21 protein-coding genes and 1 pseudogene are annotated in these 17620 nt (G+C 67.8%); 7 read left to right on the top strand and 15 right to left on the bottom strand.

Going from position 1 to position 17620, the window contains the following annotated elements; genetic code table 11:
- Positions 1 to 92: 92 nt before the first annotated feature.
- Positions 93 to 409 (top strand): annotated as a pseudogene (locus ACNQFN_RS01640) (DUF2958 domain-containing protein); the annotation flags it as partial.
- A gap of 1 nt (position 410) precedes the next feature.
- Here ACNQFN_RS01640 and map read toward each other — a convergent pair.
- The 9 genes from map to ACNQFN_RS01595 all read right to left on the bottom strand — a co-directional run bounded on the left by map (position 411) and on the right by ACNQFN_RS01595 (position 7529).
- Positions 411 to 1178: a type I methionyl aminopeptidase gene (gene map / locus ACNQFN_RS01635; protein ID WP_034036967.1), complete on the bottom strand. Its 768-nt coding sequence runs from the start codon at positions 1176 to 1178 to the stop codon at positions 411 to 413.
- A complete protein-coding gene (locus ACNQFN_RS01630) occupies positions 1175 to 1387 on the bottom strand; it encodes a ParD-like family protein (protein ID WP_121411132.1) in 213 nt (70 codons plus the stop codon). The genes map and ACNQFN_RS01630 overlap by 4 nt, the downstream gene beginning before the upstream one ends.
- A 464-nt stretch (positions 1388 to 1851) precedes the next feature.
- Positions 1852 to 2394 carry an AAA family ATPase gene (locus ACNQFN_RS01625; RefSeq protein WP_124086431.1) on the bottom strand — a complete coding sequence of 181 codons (543 nt, stop codon included), beginning with the start codon at positions 2392 to 2394 and terminating at the stop codon, positions 1852 to 1854.
- Positions 2395 to 2441: 47 nt separating this feature from the next.
- Positions 2442 to 3653 carry an MFS transporter gene (locus ACNQFN_RS01620; protein WP_418647773.1) on the bottom strand — a complete coding sequence of 404 codons (1212 nt, stop codon included), beginning with the start codon at positions 3651 to 3653 and terminating at the stop codon, positions 2442 to 2444.
- Positions 3654 to 3697: 44 nt separating this feature from the next.
- Positions 3698 to 5074, bottom strand: a complete 1377-nt coding sequence (locus ACNQFN_RS01615; RefSeq protein WP_124086427.1) for a CoA transferase — start codon at positions 5072 to 5074, stop codon at positions 3698 to 3700.
- Positions 5075 to 5288: 214 nt separating this feature from the next.
- Positions 5289 to 6047, bottom strand: coding sequence for a sulfite exporter TauE/SafE family protein (locus ACNQFN_RS01610; RefSeq protein WP_121411129.1), 759 nt, complete (start codon positions 6045 to 6047; stop codon positions 5289 to 5291).
- 12 nt (positions 6048 to 6059) lie between these two features.
- Positions 6060 to 6695 (bottom strand): LysE family translocator, encoded by a 636-nt coding sequence (locus tag ACNQFN_RS01605; protein WP_121411128.1) that lies wholly within the window; start codon positions 6693 to 6695, stop codon positions 6060 to 6062.
- A 13-nt stretch (positions 6696 to 6708) separates the two neighbouring features.
- Positions 6709 to 6915 (bottom strand): DUF1737 domain-containing protein, encoded by a 207-nt coding sequence (locus tag ACNQFN_RS01600; RefSeq protein ID WP_024889570.1) that lies wholly within the window; start codon positions 6913 to 6915, stop codon positions 6709 to 6711.
- A gap of 2 nt (positions 6916 to 6917) precedes the next feature.
- A complete protein-coding gene (locus ACNQFN_RS01595) occupies positions 6918 to 7529 on the bottom strand; it encodes an RBBP9/YdeN family alpha/beta hydrolase (RefSeq protein ID WP_124086425.1) in 612 nt (203 codons plus the stop codon).
- Between the two features lie 185 nt (positions 7530 to 7714).
- Between ACNQFN_RS01595 and ACNQFN_RS01590 the strand changes: the two genes are divergently transcribed.
- Positions 7715 to 8374 carry a LysE family translocator gene (locus ACNQFN_RS01590; protein ID WP_124086424.1) on the top strand — a complete coding sequence of 220 codons (660 nt, stop codon included), beginning with the start codon at positions 7715 to 7717 and terminating at the stop codon, positions 8372 to 8374.
- A 61-nt stretch (positions 8375 to 8435) separates the two neighbouring features.
- Positions 8436 to 9323, top strand: a complete 888-nt coding sequence (locus ACNQFN_RS01585) for a PhzF family phenazine biosynthesis protein (RefSeq protein ID WP_024889573.1) — start codon at positions 8436 to 8438, stop codon at positions 9321 to 9323.
- A 103-nt stretch (positions 9324 to 9426) separates the two neighbouring features.
- On the opposite strand, the gene ACNQFN_RS01580 is transcribed toward ACNQFN_RS01585, so the two are convergent.
- The 5 genes from ACNQFN_RS01580 to ACNQFN_RS01560 are packed head-to-tail and all read right to left on the bottom strand — an operon-like array spanning position 9427 to position 13000.
- Positions 9427 to 10335 carry a LysR substrate-binding domain-containing protein gene (locus tag ACNQFN_RS01580; protein ID WP_253102716.1) on the bottom strand — a complete coding sequence of 303 codons (909 nt, stop codon included), beginning with the start codon at positions 10333 to 10335 and terminating at the stop codon, positions 9427 to 9429.
- Between the two features lie 37 nt (positions 10336 to 10372).
- Positions 10373 to 10648, bottom strand: coding sequence for a cytoplasmic protein (locus ACNQFN_RS01575; protein ID WP_124086420.1), 276 nt, complete (start codon positions 10646 to 10648; stop codon positions 10373 to 10375).
- Positions 10645 to 11487, bottom strand: a complete 843-nt coding sequence (locus ACNQFN_RS01570; RefSeq protein WP_253102717.1) for a PfkB family carbohydrate kinase — start codon at positions 11485 to 11487, stop codon at positions 10645 to 10647. Before ACNQFN_RS01570 ends, ACNQFN_RS01575 begins: the two co-directional genes overlap by 4 nt.
- Positions 11484 to 12200: a glutamine amidotransferase gene (locus tag ACNQFN_RS01565; RefSeq protein WP_024889577.1), complete on the bottom strand. Its 717-nt coding sequence runs from the start codon at positions 12198 to 12200 to the stop codon at positions 11484 to 11486. Before ACNQFN_RS01565 ends, ACNQFN_RS01570 begins: the two co-directional genes overlap by 4 nt.
- Complete coding sequence (locus tag ACNQFN_RS01560) at positions 12197 to 13000, bottom strand: YggS family pyridoxal phosphate-dependent enzyme (RefSeq protein WP_021205431.1); 804 nt, start codon at positions 12998 to 13000, stop codon at positions 12197 to 12199. Before ACNQFN_RS01560 ends, ACNQFN_RS01565 begins: the two co-directional genes overlap by 4 nt.
- Positions 13001 to 13070: 70 nt before the next feature.
- On the opposite strand from ACNQFN_RS01560, the gene ptsJ reads away from it, so the two are divergent.
- The gene (gene ptsJ / locus ACNQFN_RS01555) at positions 13071 to 14372 is read left to right on the top strand and encodes a transcriptional regulator PtsJ (protein WP_029578116.1); all 1302 of its coding nucleotides are present in this window, start codon (positions 13071 to 13073) and stop codon (positions 14370 to 14372) included.
- A 65-nt stretch (positions 14373 to 14437) separates the two neighbouring features.
- Here the strand turns inward: ptsJ and ilvE are convergent, their stop codons facing one another.
- Positions 14438 to 15415, bottom strand: coding sequence for a branched-chain-amino-acid transaminase (gene ilvE / locus ACNQFN_RS01550; RefSeq protein ID WP_009463302.1), 978 nt, complete (start codon positions 15413 to 15415; stop codon positions 14438 to 14440).
- A gap of 181 nt (positions 15416 to 15596) precedes the next feature.
- Between ilvE and ACNQFN_RS01545 the strand changes: the two genes are divergently transcribed.
- Genes ACNQFN_RS01545 through ACNQFN_RS01535 form a run of 3 tightly spaced genes read left to right on the top strand, consistent with a single transcriptional unit; the run spans position 15597 to position 17595 of the window.
- Positions 15597 to 16511 (top strand): LysR substrate-binding domain-containing protein, encoded by a 915-nt coding sequence (locus ACNQFN_RS01545; RefSeq protein ID WP_144735406.1) that lies wholly within the window; start codon positions 15597 to 15599, stop codon positions 16509 to 16511.
- A 6-nt stretch (positions 16512 to 16517) separates the two neighbouring features.
- Positions 16518 to 17021: a GNAT family N-acetyltransferase gene (locus ACNQFN_RS01540; RefSeq protein WP_418647772.1), complete on the top strand. Its 504-nt coding sequence runs from the start codon at positions 16518 to 16520 to the stop codon at positions 17019 to 17021.
- Positions 17022 to 17025: 4 nt separating this feature from the next.
- Positions 17026 to 17595: a peroxiredoxin gene (locus tag ACNQFN_RS01535; protein ID WP_029578119.1), complete on the top strand. Its 570-nt coding sequence runs from the start codon at positions 17026 to 17028 to the stop codon at positions 17593 to 17595.
- Positions 17596 to 17620 lie beyond the last annotated feature (25 nt).

Here is a 17620-nt window from a genome sequence, read left to right as displayed (position 1 = left end):
CCCCGTTTTCACCATCCCTGTCCGCCCCGACTCGCTGATCGGACCTGCGCGCTTGCCAGAAGCTGACTGTGTGCAGTGGATGGGTATGGGCCGATCCGGCCCCGTGGCCCAAGCTGTTCACATCGGGCGCCGATGTGGCTTGATTGCTGACCGAGATTGATATCGGCGATGATAACGACCACGCATTTGGCTTTTGCGACTTGGGCCTGGGGCGCCGGAAGTCGGCTGCGTCAGTCTCGGCGAACTGGCGACGGTGCTCGGCGGGCTGGGGCTGCTGATCGAACGCGACCTGTCGTTCCGTGCCGAGAAGCGATTGCGTACCTATGCGCACGATGTGCGGCTGGCCAGGCGGATCGTTGACTCACTCGGCCCTTGGATCACCGCAAGGTGCTCCTGTCCACTACATTGAATCAGTGCAACGCCTTTTCGCCCGGGCGCAGCGTCAAGACACGCACACCGCTCGCAGTGACGGCAACGGTATGCTCGAACTGAGCCGACAGTTGCCCGTCGCGCGTGACGACCGTCCAGCCGTCGTCCTCAGTTCGAACGGCACGCCGTCCTTGGTTCACCATCGGCTCGATGGTGAACACCATCCCTTCCCGTAGCGCCAGACCCGTTCGCGGTTTACCCCAGTGCAGCACTTGCGGCTCCTCGTGCATTTCACGGCCGATGCCGTGGCCGCAGTATTCCCTGACGATCGAATAGCCATTCCTGCGGGCATGCCGCTCGATGGCGTGGCCCACGTCGCCGAGCGTAGCGCCCGGGCGGACGGCCTGGATGCCTTTCCACATCGCTTCATAAGCCACTTGCACGAGTCGCCGCGCCGGCTGTGACACCTCGCCGACCAGATAGGTCTTGCTGGAATCGGCGATGTAGCCGCTCTTTTCCAGCGTGATGTCGAAATTGACGATGTCCCCGTCCTGCAGAATGTCCTCGGCGGAAGGAACGCCGTGGCAGACCACATGGTTGCGGGAGGCGTTGAGCGCGTAGGCGTACCCGTATTGCCCTTTGCTGGCCGGGCGTGCGTTGAGTTCATGGACGATGAGGTCATCGACCAGATCGTTGACCTGCATCGTGGACATGCCGATCAGGTTCAATCGGTCAAGATGGCCGAACACCTGAGCCAACAGCCGGCCCGACTCGGCCATCAGCGCGATTTCTTCTGGGCGCTTGGTCATGCCGACCCCATCTTGATGGGGTGCGCCACAACGCCCGCGGCCCGCAGTTCACGAGCAACGATATCGTTGAAACTCTGTGTCGGGTTCATTTCGCAGAGCATGCCGATCCTGATCCAGAAGGCCGCCTGCGCATTGATCGACCGGCACGACACCGCGCTTGCCTTGCGCAATTGGTCATGCAGATCGTCGTCGATGTTCACGATACCCATGTGTTTTGGACTATATGAAACATATATGAATCATATAGTCCGCCTGGCTATGGCGCAAGTGAGCCGATGATGTGACGAAAGACTGGAGCATTGATGTCTGGGCGTTTCCGGCCAAGAAACATGGCTGGTCGCGCTATCGTGCTATCCATCAACCCCCTGCCGGGTTTCGCCCCTGTCGGGCTTCCATCGCTCCCTCGCTTCGCTCGGCTAACGCCTTCGGCCCGGCTTCCTAGATCCGGGGCTGGGTGCTTCGGTTGCCGTGTAGCCAGCGCTGAGGGAAGGCCGTTGCCATGTCCAGCCGTCTCCTCTGACTTCAACACCTTTGACTTCAACACCTTGTCCGCGACTGTTGCCCGTGTCCGTGTCATCGTATGCTCATCCCACAACCGTGCCCGTGAGTGTGCATGCTGGGGGGCCGCGTTCGGATCGACAGCCAAGGCGGCCGCCACAAGTTGGTCTCGCCTTCAGCAGCGATGAATCGCTTGGAGAACGAAGTCGGCCCGCTCGGCCACACTGGCGCGCGGAAGCAACCTGACTTCGTAGCCGAGTGCCCGGTAGGTTGCATCCAGGTGGGCGTACTCCGCCTCCGCCTCGGGAAAGCCGTGCCGCCGCGCCTCGTCGGTGCCATAGATGTCCGGCCAGGGCGGTGCGAGGAACACGAGCCGCCCATAAGGGCGGGATTCGCCCAGGCTTTGCGCCAACGATACGCCGCAGAGTCGTTGAAGCGCTGCAGCGGCGTCGATCAGCCCTCGGTCGAAGAAAACCGGACCAGCGTCCCGTGCCGCGCCTTCGAGATCCATGGCGGCGACGCTCAGCGCCTCGCGCAGAAAGGCCGCCATGTCGGTCCATGGCAGGGCGTTGCCGCCCTGTCGAATCTGCTCGGCGATGATCCTCCGCCCGGGTTCGGCGACGGTCGCATGACCACGCCGCCGCAGTTCCCCGAGCAGGGTCGACTTGCCGCCGCCGGAGCACCCCGATATGACCACCTGAGGTGGCATCGGCGTCATGTTAGGGTTTGCTTCGACCAGCAGACGGTTTGTCAATTCACTTGTCATCATTGGGTTAGCCGAAGAGACAGGCCCCACGCAATGGTGGTGCTGAGCATGCCAAAGGCGCAGACCCCGGCCCATCCATGCGCGGTGAAGGCCCACCCGCCTGCAGCAGCGCCGAAGGCCCCGCCAAGCAGCATCGTGCCCATGAACACGGTGTTCAGCCGGCTGCGTGCACCCGCATCCAATGCATAGACCATGGTCTGGTTCGCCACCTGGGCCGACTGCACGGCCACGTCGAGCAAGAAGATGCCGAGGACGAGTGCGGGGATCGATGAGCCCCCCAGGTACAGCACGGCAAATGCCATGGCGGTGCACACTGCGCCGGCACGAACGACTGCGCCGTGTCCGCGCCGGGCGGCAAAACGGCCAGCCGCCGGTGCAGCCAACGCGCCGTACACGCCAACCAGCGCGAACAGGCCGACGGATACCGCGCCGAGCTGCAGCGGCGGCCGCTCCAGCCAGAGCGCGAACGTTGCCCAGAAGCCGATCGTGCTGGCAAACAGCAGGAACTGGACGGCCACAGCCTGGCGCAAGGAAGCGTGCTTGCGCACCAAATGCCACATCGACAGCAGCAATCGTCCATAGCCGAGATCGGAGGACGGTGGTACCACCGGCAGTGTCCATGCCAGCCGAAAGCCCAGTACCAGCATCAGTGCCGCAGAAAAACCGAAGACGGACCGCCAGCCCCAAAGCTCGGTCATCCAGCCGCTCACCACACGGGCCAGCAGGATGCCGATCAGGATGCCGCCCGTCACCACGCCGAGCACCTGCCCCTTGCGGTGGGAGGGCGCCAGGTGGATGGCCAAGGGAACCAGTTGCTGCGCCACGGTGGCGCACAAGCCCACGGCGAGGCTCGCCAGTGCCAATTGAACGAAGCCGGAGGACGCGGCTGCCAGCACCAAGGAGAGCACCAGCGCCGCCAGCGTTCGCAGGATGAGTGACTTGCGCTCCAGGCGGTCACCCAGTGGTGCCAGGAACAGCACGCCCAGGGCATTGCCCGCCTGGGTGAGCACGGGCAGCCAGGTCACGGTCCCCGCAGAGAGCGCGAACTCCCGGCTCAGTTCGCCGAGAAGCGGCTGGTTGTAGTAGCTGTTGGCCACGGATGCGCCCGCCGCCAGGGCAATGGTCCACAGCAGATGGGAGGGCAAGGCTGACGTGGCAGGCATCGGTGCGCCACGCGATGCATCGCCCGGGTGACCTGGGATATCGCTCATTCAAGGGGGCCGACCGCATCAAGTCTCGGCTTGCGGACAAGCGCTCACCAGTTCGAGCGATCCGTTCCCGGCGGCACCGATGGTCGCGCGTAGCCGGCCGGTGTTCGCGCCAGTTGCGCGCTGGGGCGCACGGCGCGCAGCAGGCCGAAGCCGGAGACTTCGTCGGCGAGCCAGGGGCTGAGGTCCGGCCTGCCAGCCCGCAGGCCCTCTTCGATGCGCCCCAGCCCGCGCAGCCAGTGCCCGGTCTGCGCCAGCGACACCTGCACGTGCCAGCTTCCCCCTTCGCGCGACTGTCGCCACAGCGCGGCGGCGGCGCCGAAAGCCATCAGGAAGCCGCTGGCCTGGTCGAGGATCTGCATCGGCAGCGCGCGCGGCTTGCCGTCGCCCGCCGCCTCGCCCTCGGCGTGGTTGAAACCCATCGCCGTCTGCACCAGCGAATCGAAACCGCGCTGGCCGGCCCAGGGCCCTTGCGGACCGTAGGCGGTCAGCGACACGGCGACGATGCCGGGCCGGCGCGCGGCCAGGGCCTCGGGCGAGAAGCCGAGCGCGGCCAGGCCGCCGGGCCGGTACCCCTGCGAGAACACGTGGGCGCCTTCCACGAGCCGCCACAGCGCCTCGCGCCCGGCCTCGCTGCGCAGGTCGATGTGCGCCGAGCGCTTGCCGCGGCTGGTCTCGGCGATGGCGGCGATGTTGGGCAGGTTCGGTGAATTGACCAGCATCACGTCCGCGCCGAACGATGCCAATGCCCGCCCTCCGACGGGGCCGGCCAGGATGCGCGTGAGGTCGAGCACGCGCAGGCCGGCGAGCGGCCGTTCATCGGCCGCCAGGGGCGGCAGTGCGCGCGGTGGCGCATCGGCGATCCGGGTGATCGTCATCAGCGGTTGCGCGGCCACGGCTTGGCCCTGGGGCGTGGCATCCCACTCGGCGAAGCTGCGCAGCGCCGTGGCCACCAGTGCGTGGTCGGCCGCGGCCTGCTCGAAGTGCAGGGCCTTCCAGCCCAGCAGGGCCTGCTCGGCGTCGGCGCGCGTGGCGGTGGCCGGGTCCAGGCCCAGCAGGCGCAGCGCGCCATCGCGGTGGTGCGGGAAGTTGGTGTGGACACGCACGTGGCCATCGGCGCAGCGGTACAGGCCGGCGAACGGGTCCCACAGCTCGGGCTCCTGGCCGTCGAGCGTAAACCAGCCGGTGCACTCGGCGGCGGCGTGGGCCATGTCCACGGCGACACGCTGGCGCGAAGCACCTCGCTCATGGCCCAGTTCGCAGGCGGCGAGCGCGGCCGCGGCAATGCTGGCCTGCGCGGCGGTGCCGACGGCGAAGGACGAGGGAAACACCGGGTCGCTGCCCGTCAGCGCGATCCCGGCCAGCGCCTGCGGCGGCAGCCCGCCCAGCGACCATAGCGCGGTCAGTGCATCGAGTGGATTCATCGTATGGACTCCTCACAGAAAGTTCGCCAACTGAATCGACACGCCACCCCGTCGGTCGAGTCGGGTTGGCAGATCCAGGCGGGTGGCAGGGTCGGCGCCGCGTTGTCCGCAAACGCAGCAGAGCGCGGAAAGCAGCATCGCGCGCCATTGGCGATGCCGGGGAGCGCCGTGTTCGCACAGGCGTGGGCGTCGCGCGCCCGCTGCAAGCGATCCATCATGCGCCCGCCTTCAGCCCGAAGTACGCAGAGAGCGCCAGGCCGGTCGCCACGATCGTCCAACGCAGGGCCAGCGGCGGAATCCAGCGCGCCAGCCGCGCGCCGGCATAGCCCCCCACGATCGCGCCCAGCAGGACCGCACTGCCTTGCGCCCAGGCGATGGACCCGGTGGCGACGAAAAGCATCACCGCGGCACTGGTCACGACGGTAGCCATCGCATTCTTGACGGCGTTGGCCTCCTGGACATCGCGCACACCCAGCAAGGTCAGGATCGCCATCAGCATGATGCCCAGGCCGGCGCCGAAGTAGCCACCATAGAGTGCGGTCAGGAACTCCGCTCCCGCCGCCACCAGGTGCGGCACCTGCCCGCGCGCATGCCGCTCGATGGCCTGGCGCAGCCAGGGCCCCAGGGCGAACAGTACGGTCGCGACGAGGATCAGCCACGGTACCAGACGGCTGAACTGTGCATCTCCGGTGAACACCAACAGTGCTGCGCCCACCAGCGAACCGGCACCGACCACGGGCAGGCTGCGCCGCAACGCGGCGCGGTGGCGCCCGAGTTCGCTGCGATAGCCGAGCAGGCTGCTCGCATGCCCCGGCCAGATCGACACCGCGCTGGTGGCGTTGGCCACCACGGGTGGTACGCCGGCAGCCAGTAGCGCGGGAAAGGTGAAGAATGTGCCGCCGCCGGCCACCGCATTGCAGATGCCGCCGATCATGCCGGCACCGGCCAGCAGCAGGAAAGTTCCGTTGTCCATGCCGCTCGCGCCTCAACTCGTCGGCCTGGACAGGGCCAGGCGCAGGCCAAACCCCATCAGCGCCAGGCCGGTGAGCGCATCGAGCGAGCGCAGCACCGTGGGCCGGCGCAGCCAGCGTGCCAGTGGCCGCGTGGCCAGCACCAGTGCGGCGAACCAGAGTAGTCCCATCGCGGCGTGGATGCCGGCCAACAGCACGCTGAACCCGACCACCGGCACGTCGGCGGGAACGAACTGTGGCAGGAGGCTCACGTAGAACACCCCGACCTTGGGATTGAGAAGATTCGTCAGCAGACCGCGCAGGAACCAGCGCTCGCCACGCACGAGCGGCGGATCATCTGCGGGTAGCGCCGGCCGGCTCTTGAGCGCGCCAGAGATCAGCTTCCAGCCGAGCCAGAGCAGATAGGCCGCGCCCGCGATCTGCAGCAGGGTGTAGGCGAGTCGGGAGACCGCGAGCACCGCGCCGAGCCCGAGGGCCGCGATCAGCCCCCAGATCAGCACGCCGGTCACGATGCCGCCGCCCGCACTCATCGCCTTGTGCCCCCCTTCCACTGCGGCCGTGCGAAGTACCAGCGCCGTGTCCAGGCCGGGGGTCAATGTGAGCAGCAGCGCCGTCAGCGTGAAGCCCAGGATCGCAGTCGATGCATCCATTAGGGGATCTCCGTCAGAGCACAGACAAGTCCAGTGACTCGCTGTACGTCGTCGATTCGATGGTCTTGACGATGGCCTGGCCGCAGATCACTGCGCCACGCGCCGCGTCGTAGGTCAGGCTCGGCGCGCCATACAACTCCCAGCCGCTGTTCAGGGCCGCGGTGACGCGGTGGCAGAACGCCGCGTCGTCGATGCCGGTCAGGTAGCGATACGCGCGCATGCTCACCCTCCCGGTCGATTCGATGCCGGCATCTGGACGCGCAGCCCCGCTCCGAATGCCTGCAGCAGATGCCAGCCGGTGTCCCAGTCGCCCACGCCGCTGGCGGCATTGATATGCCCGAGGGCGCCGACTTCAACGCATCCCGCTGCCCAACCCATGGCCATGCGCCGGGCGTGCTCCAGCGAGCCATAGGGGTCGTCGCTGCTGGCGACCACCAGTGCGGGAAACGGCAGGGGTTCGGTCGGTGGCGGGCTGAACTCGCTCGCCTCGCCCGGAAACGCCGGTGCGCCGGGGTCAGGGACGGCAACGAGGAAGGCGCCCCGGACCTGGGCGATTCGATGCTGGATGTCTTCTCCGATTCCCGGCCGCGATGCCCAGTGCGCGACGAGCAGGCACGAAAGGCTGTGTGCGACCAGTACGACGGGTGCGGCGCACTCGTCGATGGCTGCATCGAGTGCCCGCAGCCAGTCGGCCAGGTCCGGCCTGTCCCAGTCGGCAGGCTGGAATCGCCGGCCATGCTCCTGGCGCGACGCCCAGCGCGTCTGCCAATGCTCCGGCCCGGAATTGCCGATACCGGGAAGCATCAAGAGGCGAACGGTCTGAAGGTGGCTCATGGTGGCGTACGCGGAAATCCGGGGTGAGGTTGTCTGGCTGGAAACCTTAGGACCGATGCGTCGAATTGCCGAGTGAGAAGGTCTCAGCAAGCGTCGAGAAAAGCTCAATGGTCAGCTCGAATGGCCTTGGCTATCGTCGAAGTGCACTTCCTTCACAACCGACGAGGACGCTCCCCGAGTTCGCCATGTTCGATATCCCGCTCCTGATTTCCTACGTCCTGGCGGCCTGGCTGTCCATCCTTACGCCCGGCCCGGCCATCCTGCTGGCGATGCGCAATGGCGCTCGCCAGGGCGTGGTCGCGAGCCTGTGGTCGACGCTGGGCAACATGTTGGGGTTGCTCGTGGTTTCCGCGGCGGCCGCGTGGGGCGTCGGCCTGTTCCTGCTTGCCTCCGCCCACGCGATGACCGCACTGCGGCTGGCCGGCGCCGCCTACCTGGCGTACCTCGGTCTTTGCCTGCTTGTGCAGGGCAGACACACACGGCCGCCGGACCCCGGTGCCCTTGACGCAGGGCCGGTGCAGGCCTTCGCGCTGGCGAAGGAGGGATTCCTGGTGGCGACATCCAATCCGAAGTCGATCCTCTTCTTCACCGCCTTCTTCCCCCAGTTCATCCGGGCCGACCAGGCGCTCATCCCTCAGTTCATGGGCCTGACCGCGATCTTCGTGATCCTCAGCGGCGCCACCTTGACCGGCTATGCCGCCATTGCAAGCCGGGTGCGGGGAGCATTGGGCACCTCCGTCTGGCGCCAGCGCTGGACGCGCCTGGCGGGGATCGGTTTCCTCGGATTCGCCGCATGGATTCTTTTGTGGAGACCGTCGAGCGGCGCCAAGGCATTGGCCGCGTGATTCGTCCCCGGCCACGCGCACGCAACCGAGCACAGGCGGTGCGACCGAACCTGGAGAAGCGATGAACAAATCCTTCCTGCAAGTCGATGTGTTCACGAGCCAGCCGCTCAGGGGCAACCCGGCTGCCGTCGTGTTCGATGCCGACGACCTCGATGCGCGAACCATGCAGCGGATCGCGCGCGAGATGAACCTGTCCGAGACGGTCTTCGTGCTGGCCCCGGAATCGCCCGACACCGACTATCGGGTGCGCATCTTCACGCCCTCCAGCGAGTTGCCGTTCGCGGGGCACCCCACCATCGCCACTGCGAGCGCGGTGCGTGCGCACCGTGGCGACCTGGCCGATGCAAGTCTGCTGCGGCAGGCCTGCGGCATCGGCATCGTGCCTGTCGAAGTCGTTCCGACCGAGGGTTCGCCGATCTACTGGATGACCCAGGCCAGCCCGCAGTTCCGCGACACGGCCATCGATCCGGGAGAAATGTCGGCCCTGCTGGGCTGCGATGCGAACATGCTGGCCGCGATGCCTGTGGACGTCGTCTCCACTGGCATCCCGTGGCTGATCGCCGAACTGCGCAGCGTCGCCGCCCTGGCGTCGCTGCGTCCCGACCTGCCTCGCATCGCCGAACGCTGCCGCGCATCGGGTGCCGTCGGCGTGACCGTCTTTGCCGAGCACGAGGCCGAGGCGCCGGTACGCTTGCGCCTGCGCACGTTCGCGCCAGGCGAAGGCGTGGCCGAGGATCCCGTCTGCGGGTCTGGAAACGGGTGTGTCGCGGCATTCCTGGCAAGGCACCGGCACGCATCGGCTCTCCAGGGTGGCTACCTTGCGGAGCAAGGCATCGAGATGGGACGCGACGGCCTGATCCATGTCGAATGGACCCGAAACGGCGACGAACTGACGGTGCGCGTCGGAGGCCAGGCTGTGACCGTCGCCAGCGGCACCCTGCATCTGTAGACGCGGCGGCACGTTCAGCCGCTCGGTCGCCCATGGCTTACCATGGCGCCTGCGCGGCGTCCCCGACGAAGGCCTGTGCTGCGACGAAGGCGGTTGCGCAGGGCTAGATCGGATCGACGGCGGGACTGTCCTCGCGCGAGAGCATGGCGCGTTCGATGAAGTGCTGCAGCGGTTCCGAGGGCTCGCTGTCCGGCCGCAACAGGTAGGTGGTCATGCATGCCGACGGGTCCGACAGGGGCCGCGCAATGACCTCGGGATGACGGCAGACCGAAATCTGCGCCGCCGTGGCGAAACCCAGTCCGTAGCCCGCGGCCACCAGCGTCAGCATCAATTCCAGTGTCGCGACCCGCTCTGCGATCCGGGGCTGGATGGCGGCCGTGCGGAGCAGCCGTTTGATCTGCCGGTACGCGCCCTCGCAAGCTTCCGGGTGGCACTTGATCAGGGGATAGCGCAGCAGTTCATCCAGAGGGACCTGCCTGAAGGCCAGCAAAGGATGGCGCGTCGGAATGGCCACCAGGATGGGATCGGACCAGATCGCCTCGCACAGAATGCCCTCTCCAGCTTCGTCGGACTGCGCGAACCCGGCATCGAAAGTGTCGTCGCGCAACCCGCGCACTTGCGATGCGAGCGGCGTCTCGAACAGGCGGATCTCCACATCGGGCTCCTCTTCCCGGCACAGGGCCAGGAGTGCCGCGAGGCGTGTCTGCGCGATACCGTCCGACAGCGCGATGCGCAGCATGCCGCGATAGCCCGTGGCGGCGGCCCGGACGTTGGTTCGTGCCTGTTCCAGCACCGCGAACACGCGGCGGGCATCCTCCAGCAGCACCTGGCCCGCCCAGGTGAGCTGGGTGCCGCGCCGATTGCGTTCGAACAGCGTGGCGCCGAGGTCGGACTCCAGTTCCCGGATGGTGCGCGACAGCGGCGACTGCTCGATATGGAGCCGTACCGCCGCACGCGTGAAGTGCAGTTCCTCGGCCACTGCCACGAAACAGCGCAGGTGTCGCAGCTCCATCGCGCCACCTACGCGTACGTGAGGCCGGGAGCTTGATTCACGCGAGCGGCTCCTCGGGCGCCGTGCCGGACAGCAGCGCCGTGATCGGCAAGGGTTGGAACAACGGCTCGCGGCCGAGGACCTTCAGGCCGCCAGGACCGCTTTCGAGCAATCGGCGCTCTTCGCGCGCGATGAACAGTTCGGTGCGATAGCCATCGCATTCGGGAAGTCGCTGTTGCAGGTCGCGGACCGCGTCGCCCGCCCAGGGCGTTTCGCTGTCGAACTGACCCAGCAGCCGGCCATGCCGGGAAATCACGAGGCGGTAGGCGTTCATGGCCGGACACTCCCGTCAATCGTGTGTATCGCCATCTCCTCCCAGCCCAGGCGCCGGGTGCGGGTCAGTTGCTCGGCAGTATCGCCGCAGGCGCGCTCGACGGCCTGAGGCATCCCCATGCCAAGCAGGCAATGGCCGGTCAGGCGCGCGGCGAAGTAATCGCCGGCCCCTTTCACCACGCAGGGCACGTGGGGATGCTCGAAGAGGCGCGATACCCCCTCTCGCGTCTCCAGCAGCGTCTGGACGACGGCGCTTTCGGGATCATCCTGGACACTGGTCACCACCACCCATTGGGTGGGGCCGCGCAACAGCGCACGGGCAGCCTCGCGGCAATCCGCCAGACCCTGCAGCGTTCTGCCGGTGACCTGTTCCAGCTCGAACCGATTGGGGACGAGGCCGTGGGCTTCCGGAATCAGCAGCGTGCGCCAGGCCTCGGCCATGCCGGCCGCCGCATACACGCCCTGGTCGTAGTCGCCAATGACCGGATCCAGGTGCAGGCGCAGTTGCGGGTGGCGCTCGCGCATCGTCGACCACCAGGATGCGAGGATCCGTGCCTGCGACGGCGCGCCGAGGAAGCCGACCTGCACGACGCGAGCGCACGCGGGGATGCCGCGCGCCTCCAGGTCATCCAACCAGCCAGCGAACCACGCGTCGGGCACCGCACCGCCATGGACAGAGGGATAGTGCGGGGTATTGCTGAGCAGCGCGGTCGGCACCGCGGCCGTGAGCAGCCCGCAGGCTTCCAACGCGGGAATCGCCGCGTTGTTGCCGACCCGCCCGTAGACCACCTGGGACTGGATGCTGATGACATCGATGGGCACAGGTTGGGTCACCGTCATTCAGGACGCCCCCCCGTGTCCTGCTGCCGGTCCAGCCACGCGCCGATCGTGCGGTGGGCCGCAGCCTTCAGCGTTGCCCCATGCCGCTCGGCATCCGCGCGCAGCGTGCGCGGATCGACGCCGGCCTGGCCCAGCTCGCAGCAATGGCCGACCAGCCAGCGTTCGATTCGGCTGGCATCGGCTTCCAGGTGGAACTGCAGACCCAGCACCCGGTTGCCGACCGCGTAGGCCTGCTGCACGCAGCTTTCGGTGCTCGCCAGCAGTTCACTGCCCTCAGGCAGCTCGAAGCGGTCGCCGTGCCAATGCAGCACCGGCACGCCGGCCAGCGGTGCCAGCACCGAGCGGCGGCCCGCATCCGTCAGCGTCAGCGCGCCGAAGCCGATCTCCTTGAAGCCCATGGGGGCGACGGCGGCGCCGAGCAGGCGCGCGATCAATTGCGCGCCCAAACAAATGCCGAGCAGCGGCCGGCCGCTGGCCAAGCGCCGTTCGAGCAGACGCAGTTCGTCGGCAAGAAAGGGATAGGCCCGCTCGTCGAAGGCGCCGATCGGCCCACCCAGTGCAATGAGAAGATCGCTTGCCGCGGCCTCCTCACCGGCCAGGTCGTCCGTCGCGGGGTCGAGGTAGCGCACGTCGAATCCACGCTCGCGCAGCAGCGGTTCGAGCGTGCCGAGGTCTTCGAAATGGATGTGGCGCAGGGCCAGGGCGGTCTTCATGCGGTCTGCTCCGATGCGGTCGATGTCGCAGCCCGGTCGTCGTCGGGCCAGTAATGGCTGTCCGGCGTCGCGCGAGCGCCAAAGATGGCCTGGCCGACGCGCACGACGGTGGCGCCTTCCTCAATGGCCAGCTCGAAGTCGCCGGACATCCCCATCGACAGTTCGTCCATGCCGATGCCCGCCGGCGCCTCCTGGCGCAGCCGATCACGCAGTTCGCGCAACAGCACGAAGCAGGGACGGACCCGCGCCGGATCGGCCGACAGCAGCGCCAGTGTCATCAGGCCTCGCACGCGCAGGGTGGAGAAGCCCGGCAGCGCCCGGACGAAGCCGGCCACCTCGGAAGGCGGCAAGCCGAACTTGCTGGCCTCGCCCGAGGTGTTGACCTGCACGAACACATCCAGTGCGCGCCCTTCGGCTTGCAGGCGACGGTCCAGCGCCTCCGCCACACGCAGGCTGTCCAGGGCCTGGAACTCGCTGGCGAAGCGTGCCACGACCTTGGCCTTGTTGGTCTGCAGGTGGCCGATGACCGACCAGCGCAGGTCGGCGAGATCCACCATCGCTTCGGCCTTGCGCTGCGCCTCCTGCACCTTGTTCTCACCCAGGTCGCGGCAGCCGGCGGCGTAAGCCAGACGGATGCGCTCCTCCGGCACGGTCTTGCTGACCGGCAGCAGGCGCACATCGGACGGATCGCGTCCCGCGCGGGAGCAGGCATCGGCGATGCGCCGATGCACCGCCGCCAGATTGCGCCGAAAGTCCTCGACGCTGTGTGCGGTGGGCCAGGGATGCGTCTGCGCGTTCATGGACAAGGGGTTCTCCGTGCTGCTAACATTGTCATAGGACAAAATATACATTGTCACGGGACAAACGGGAATGGCAGAAAAGACCGCATCGGACATCTTTGAGCGCATTCGCCGCGAGGCACATGCGGGCCAGCTTGCCGCGGGCCAGACACTGCCGTCCGTGCGCGAGATGGCCGATCAACTGGGCGTCAACCGCAACACGGTCGCCGCCGCGTACCGGAAGCTGGTGGCCGCAGGCATTGCCGAGACGCTGGGGCGCAACGGGACGGTGATCCGGCCAGCGGCGCGTCTCGGTGAGCAGGAGGGCCTGCAGCCCGGCTCGGCGCTGGCGGATCTGGCCAGCGGCAATCCGGACCCGGCCTGGCTGCCCGATCCATTGCAGGCGCTGGCAGCCAGCGGCTACCGGCCCGCGCTGTATGGCCAGCCTGTACTCGACCCAGCACTCGAACGGCTGGCGCGGCAGTGGTTCGGAGCGGATCTCCGGGAGGGTGACGGTCTGGTGCTGGCGCATGGTGCGGTCGATGCGATCGAGCGTCTGTTGGCTGCCTACCTCGTCGCCGGCGACAAGGTGGCGGTGGAGGACCCGTGCTTCCTCGGCAGCCTCAACATCCTGCACAGCACGGGCTTGGCAGCGGTGCCCGTGGCCATGGATGCGCACGGCATGCGCCCGCAGGCGCTGGAAGCGGCGCTGGCCAATGGCGCCCAGGCGGTGCTGTGCACACCAAGGGCGCAAAACCCCACCGGCTGCGGCCTGAGCGAGCAGCGCGCCCGCGAACTGCGCCGCGTGCTCGCCCGCCATCCGCACGTGCTGGTGATCGAGGACGACCACTTCGCCTTGCTGGCCGAGACGCCGTACTTCTCTATCGCGCCCGCGGCCACCACGCGGCGGGCGCTGGTGCGCTCCGTGTCCAAGGGCTTCGGCCCGGACCTGCGGCTGGCCTTCATCGCTACCGATGCGGGGACCGCCGCAAGGCTCGGCATGCGACTGGCTCCCGGCACGACCTGGGTCAGCCACCTGCTGCAGGCGGCCGTGCGCGGCCTGCTCGGATCCGACGCGGCCACGGCGCGCCTGCATGCGGCCAAGACCGCCTACGCCATGCGTCGCAAGGCCCTGATCGATGCACTCGGCGCCGTGGGCATCGCCGCCAGGCAGCCCTGCGACGGGTTCAATGTGTGGATTCCGTTGCCGGAAGACCGTGACGTTCACCGCACCGCGCAAAGCCTCGCACGCTGCGGCTGGGCCGTGCGAACCGGCGATGCCTTCGCGATCGCGCCCGCGGCCCCCGCGCTGCGAGTCACGGTCTCGACGCTCGAACCCGGGGACGCGGCGCGCTTTGCCGCGCAACTGCGCGACTGTCTGGGGCGTGTATGAAGCCAGTCTGCATGGCATCGTGCCTGTCCTCTCGCGGGTCCGTCTGCGTACCGGTCCATGGCGCGCTACGGCGCCTGCAAGGCGGAGGCGACGCGAGCGGGCCACGGGCGCCGTTCCAACAAGCCGGTCTCCCGTTCCCGCAGCGTCCGGCCGACCTGGCTCGCCTCGGTCACGGACGCACGAAAGTCCCGGATCAGTTGTCGCGTCACCGGCCCCACGGGCCATTCGGTGGTCGCCGCATCCTCGACCAGCGCCACCACCGGCTGCAGTTCGACCGAGGTGCCGGCGGTGAATACCTCGGAGGCGGCGCGCAGTTCGTCCAGCGTCACGGTCCGCTCCTCGACCCGCAGCCCGCGCTGGCGCGCCAGTCCCATCACGTGCCGCTTGGTGATGCCGTCGAGGAAGCAGGTCGGCAATGGGGTCACCAGCACCCCGTCATGGACCATCAACAGGTTGGTTGCCGTGGTCTCGGCGACCCGGCCTTCGCTGTCGAGCAGCAGTGCGTCGTCGCAGCCCGCCGCTGCGGCGGCATGGCGCGCAAGGGTACCGATCATGTACAGCCCCGAGCACTTGGCCGCGGTGGGTGCGGTGTCAGGACGGGGACGCCGCCAACTCGCCAGCTGCAGCCGGATGCCTTCCTCGGCGCGGCCCTGGGACGCCGCCGTGGGCCAGTCCCAGGCCGCGATCGCCACGTGGATGCGGGCGCGCGGCGAAGCGATGGAAACACTCTCCGCGCCGCGCCAGGCCACCGGGCGGATGTAGGCGTCGTCGAGCTGGTTGGCCCACAGCACCGCCTCGATGGCCTGTGTCAGTTCGCCTTGCGACCACGGCAGGTGGTAGTCCAGCAGCGCGGCGGACTGCTGGAAGCGTTCCAGGTGAGGCGCATTGAGGAAGACATGACCGCCATAGGCGCGCATGCCCTCGAAGACGGCCCCGCCCATATGCAGCGCATGCGTGAGCACGTGCAGGCGCGCCTCGCGCCAGGGCAGCAGCTCGCCATCGAGCCAGATCAGGCCATCGCGATCGTCAAGGGAATTGAGCATGGTGCGCACCGCTGTACAGGTTGTCGATGGCGTAAGTGTGCGGCCGGTTCGCCGTCGGCACGAGTGAGCAAATCTCAGACGATGCTGAGTTTTGGTCCTCGTGTCGGCGAGCGTGGAGACGACGATTTCCGGTTTAATGAGTCCATGAACGACCAATGACTTCCAGGAGGGTGAATCCCCCATGCGCATCCCTGTCCCGTTGAATGCCTTGCGCGCCTTCGAGGCTGCGGCGCGCCATCTCTCGATCAAGGACGCGGCCCTGGAACTGGCGGTCACCCCCTCGGCGGTCAGCCACCAGTTGCGCACGCTGGAGGACATGCTCGGCGTCGAACTGCTGCGCCGCATCGGTACGCGGCTGGAATTGACCAGCGCCGGCCGCCGGCTGGCACCTAGCCTCAACGAGGGTTTCGCCCTGATCGCCGAGGGCGTGAGCAGCTTGCGCGAGGAGCGGCGCGACGGGCCCCTGCGCGTGAACATGCTGCCGACCTTCGCGACCAACTGGCTGTCGCCCCGCCTGAGCCTGTATCCGTTCGAGCGGCGCGGCTTCTCGCTGGACATCTCCACCACGCAGGACGACGTGGATCTGGCCGCCGGCGTGGCCGATGCCGGCATCTGGTATGGCGACGGCCAGTGGGCCGGCCTGCAGGCCGACCTGTTGTTCGAGGCCACCATCGATCTGTACGCGCGCCCGGGCTTTGCCACCGGCTCGCGCCGGGAACGCCTCAAGCAGGTCGCGCGCGCCAACCTGTTCGTGTCGCGGCATTGCCTCAGCTGGCGGCGCTGGATGGACAGCCTGCCCGGTGGACCGTTCGAGCCGGCTGTCGTAACCCGCGTGGACTCGGGCGGCCTGACGATGCAGGCGGCCGCCGATGGGGCCGGCGTGTCGATCGCCGTCTGCGAACTGGCCGAGAGTGCCGTCCGGCTCGGACGCCTGGCCTCGGTCTTCGACCACCCTGTGAGCGCGGGCGTCGGCTTCTGGCTCGTCTATCCCGAGGCGCTATCCGAAGATCGACGGCTGGATAACCTGCGCGGCTGGCTGCGCGAGCAATGTCAGTCGGAAAGCGGAACTCGGAACCCAGAAGCGCGGACAGCATAGACACGTATGAGTAACGCATATCCAAAAGACCAGAAAGCACCGCCGGATGACGATGTGACGCTTCGACGGCTCGTTGCCCATGACGCCGTTGCGCTTGCCTCCCTGGTGGCCGCCTATGGCGACGAAATGCGCCACGGGCAAGGAGCCGGGGCGAATGCACTGGCCCGTGCCGATACCTTGATCGCCGATCCGATCGCGGAAGTCCTGGGTGGCTTTCTCGGCGACGAACTTGTCGCGTTCGCGGTGTTCTTCGATCTGCCCGAGGCGATCTCCGGAGGCCGGTCGGGCCAGCTCGACGACCTGTACGTCCTGCCCGCCGCGCGCGGGAAACGACTCGCTCAGCGGCTCATCGCGGCCATCGCCGATATCGGTCGATCACGCGCCTGGATCCATCTGCGCTGGCTGGTCCCCGAGGACAACCCCGACGCCATCCGGGCCTACGCGCGCTTCGCCGAACCCGCCGGCTGGAAGAGCTACGTGCTTTGGCTGGCCGGTAGCGAGCGGTGGTGAAGCCATGAACAACCTGCAGCAGGTCGATTGGTCGCGCCTTCCGCAGCCGGAGGATGATGGCGGCGCCCGCCACCTGACGGGCATGCGCCTGCCCACGCTTGAACTGGCATCGACGGATGGTGGCCGTGTCGATCCTTCGCGCCTGCGCGGACGCACGGTGCTTTATCTCTTCCCGATGACGGGCCGGCCAGATGTCGCACTGCCTCCAGGCTGGGACGAGATTCCAGGAGCACGGGGCTGCACCCCGCAATCCTGTGCCTTCAGGGATCATTTCGCCGAACTGAAGTCCTTGGGCGCCGCCCAGTTGTTCGGCGTGTCCACGCAGGACACCGCGTACCAATGCGAGGCGGTGGCGCGCCTGCACCTGCCTTTCCCGTTGCTGTCCGACCATCGCCTTTCATTCGCAACCGCGCTCGGTCTGCCGGTCTTCGAGGTGCAAGGCCTGGCGCTGCTCAAGCGACTGACCCTGATTGCGCGCGATGGCGTGATCGAGCATGTGTTCTATCCTGTGTTCCCGCCGGACCGGAATGCCGACGATGTCGTCGCGTGGTTGAGGCAACAGCCAGCCACTTGACCTTGGCCAGTCAGCGACACGATCA

It is taken from the genome of Thauera butanivorans, from assembly GCF_048398245.1.
Taxonomy (GTDB): domain Bacteria; phylum Pseudomonadota; class Gammaproteobacteria; order Burkholderiales; family Rhodocyclaceae; genus Thauera; species Thauera butanivorans.
This window is presented reverse-complemented; position numbering and strand designations above follow the sequence as displayed.

Coding starts and splice junctions, on each gene's coding strand:
- map (WP_034036967.1), bottom strand. CDS start 1,178: ATGACCAAGCGCCCAGAAGAAATCGCGCTGATGGCCGAGTCGGGCCGG.
- ACNQFN_RS01630 (WP_121411132.1), bottom strand. CDS start 1,387: ATGGGTATCGTGAACATCGACGACGATCTGCATGACCAATTGCGCAAG.
- ACNQFN_RS01625 (WP_124086431.1), bottom strand. CDS start 2,394: ATGACGCCGATGCCACCTCAGGTGGTCATATCGGGGTGCTCCGGCGGC.
- ACNQFN_RS01620 (WP_418647773.1), bottom strand. CDS start 3,653: ATGAGCGATATCCCAGGTCACCCGGGCGATGCATCGCGTGGCGCACCG.
- ACNQFN_RS01615 (WP_124086427.1), bottom strand. CDS start 5,074: ATGAATCCACTCGATGCACTGACCGCGCTATGGTCGCTGGGCGGGCTG.
- ACNQFN_RS01610 (WP_121411129.1), bottom strand. CDS start 6,047: ATGGACAACGGAACTTTCCTGCTGCTGGCCGGTGCCGGCATGATCGGC.
- ACNQFN_RS01605 (WP_121411128.1), bottom strand. CDS start 6,695: ATGGATGCATCGACTGCGATCCTGGGCTTCACGCTGACGGCGCTGCTG.
- ACNQFN_RS01600 (WP_024889570.1), bottom strand. CDS start 6,915: ATGCGCGCGTATCGCTACCTGACCGGCATCGACGACGCGGCGTTCTGC.
- ACNQFN_RS01595 (WP_124086425.1), bottom strand. CDS start 7,529: ATGAGCCACCTTCAGACCGTTCGCCTCTTGATGCTTCCCGGTATCGGC.
- ACNQFN_RS01590 (WP_124086424.1), top strand. CDS start 7,715: ATGTTCGATATCCCGCTCCTGATTTCCTACGTCCTGGCGGCCTGGCTG.
- ACNQFN_RS01585 (WP_024889573.1), top strand. CDS start 8,436: ATGAACAAATCCTTCCTGCAAGTCGATGTGTTCACGAGCCAGCCGCTC.
- ACNQFN_RS01580 (WP_253102716.1), bottom strand. CDS start 10,335: ATGGAGCTGCGACACCTGCGCTGTTTCGTGGCAGTGGCCGAGGAACTG.
- ACNQFN_RS01575 (WP_124086420.1), bottom strand. CDS start 10,648: ATGAACGCCTACCGCCTCGTGATTTCCCGGCATGGCCGGCTGCTGGGT.
- ACNQFN_RS01570 (WP_253102717.1), bottom strand. CDS start 11,487: ATGACGGTGACCCAACCTGTGCCCATCGATGTCATCAGCATCCAGTCC.
- ACNQFN_RS01565 (WP_024889577.1), bottom strand. CDS start 12,200: ATGAAGACCGCCCTGGCCCTGCGCCACATCCATTTCGAAGACCTCGGC.
- ACNQFN_RS01560 (WP_021205431.1), bottom strand. CDS start 13,000: ATGAACGCGCAGACGCATCCCTGGCCCACCGCACACAGCGTCGAGGAC.
- ptsJ (WP_029578116.1), top strand. CDS start 13,071: ATGGCAGAAAAGACCGCATCGGACATCTTTGAGCGCATTCGCCGCGAG.
- ilvE (WP_009463302.1), bottom strand. CDS start 15,415: ATGCTCAATTCCCTTGACGATCGCGATGGCCTGATCTGGCTCGATGGC.
- ACNQFN_RS01545 (WP_144735406.1), top strand. CDS start 15,597: ATGCGCATCCCTGTCCCGTTGAATGCCTTGCGCGCCTTCGAGGCTGCG.
- ACNQFN_RS01540 (WP_418647772.1), top strand. CDS start 16,518: ATGAGTAACGCATATCCAAAAGACCAGAAAGCACCGCCGGATGACGAT.
- ACNQFN_RS01535 (WP_029578119.1), top strand. CDS start 17,026: ATGAACAACCTGCAGCAGGTCGATTGGTCGCGCCTTCCGCAGCCGGAG.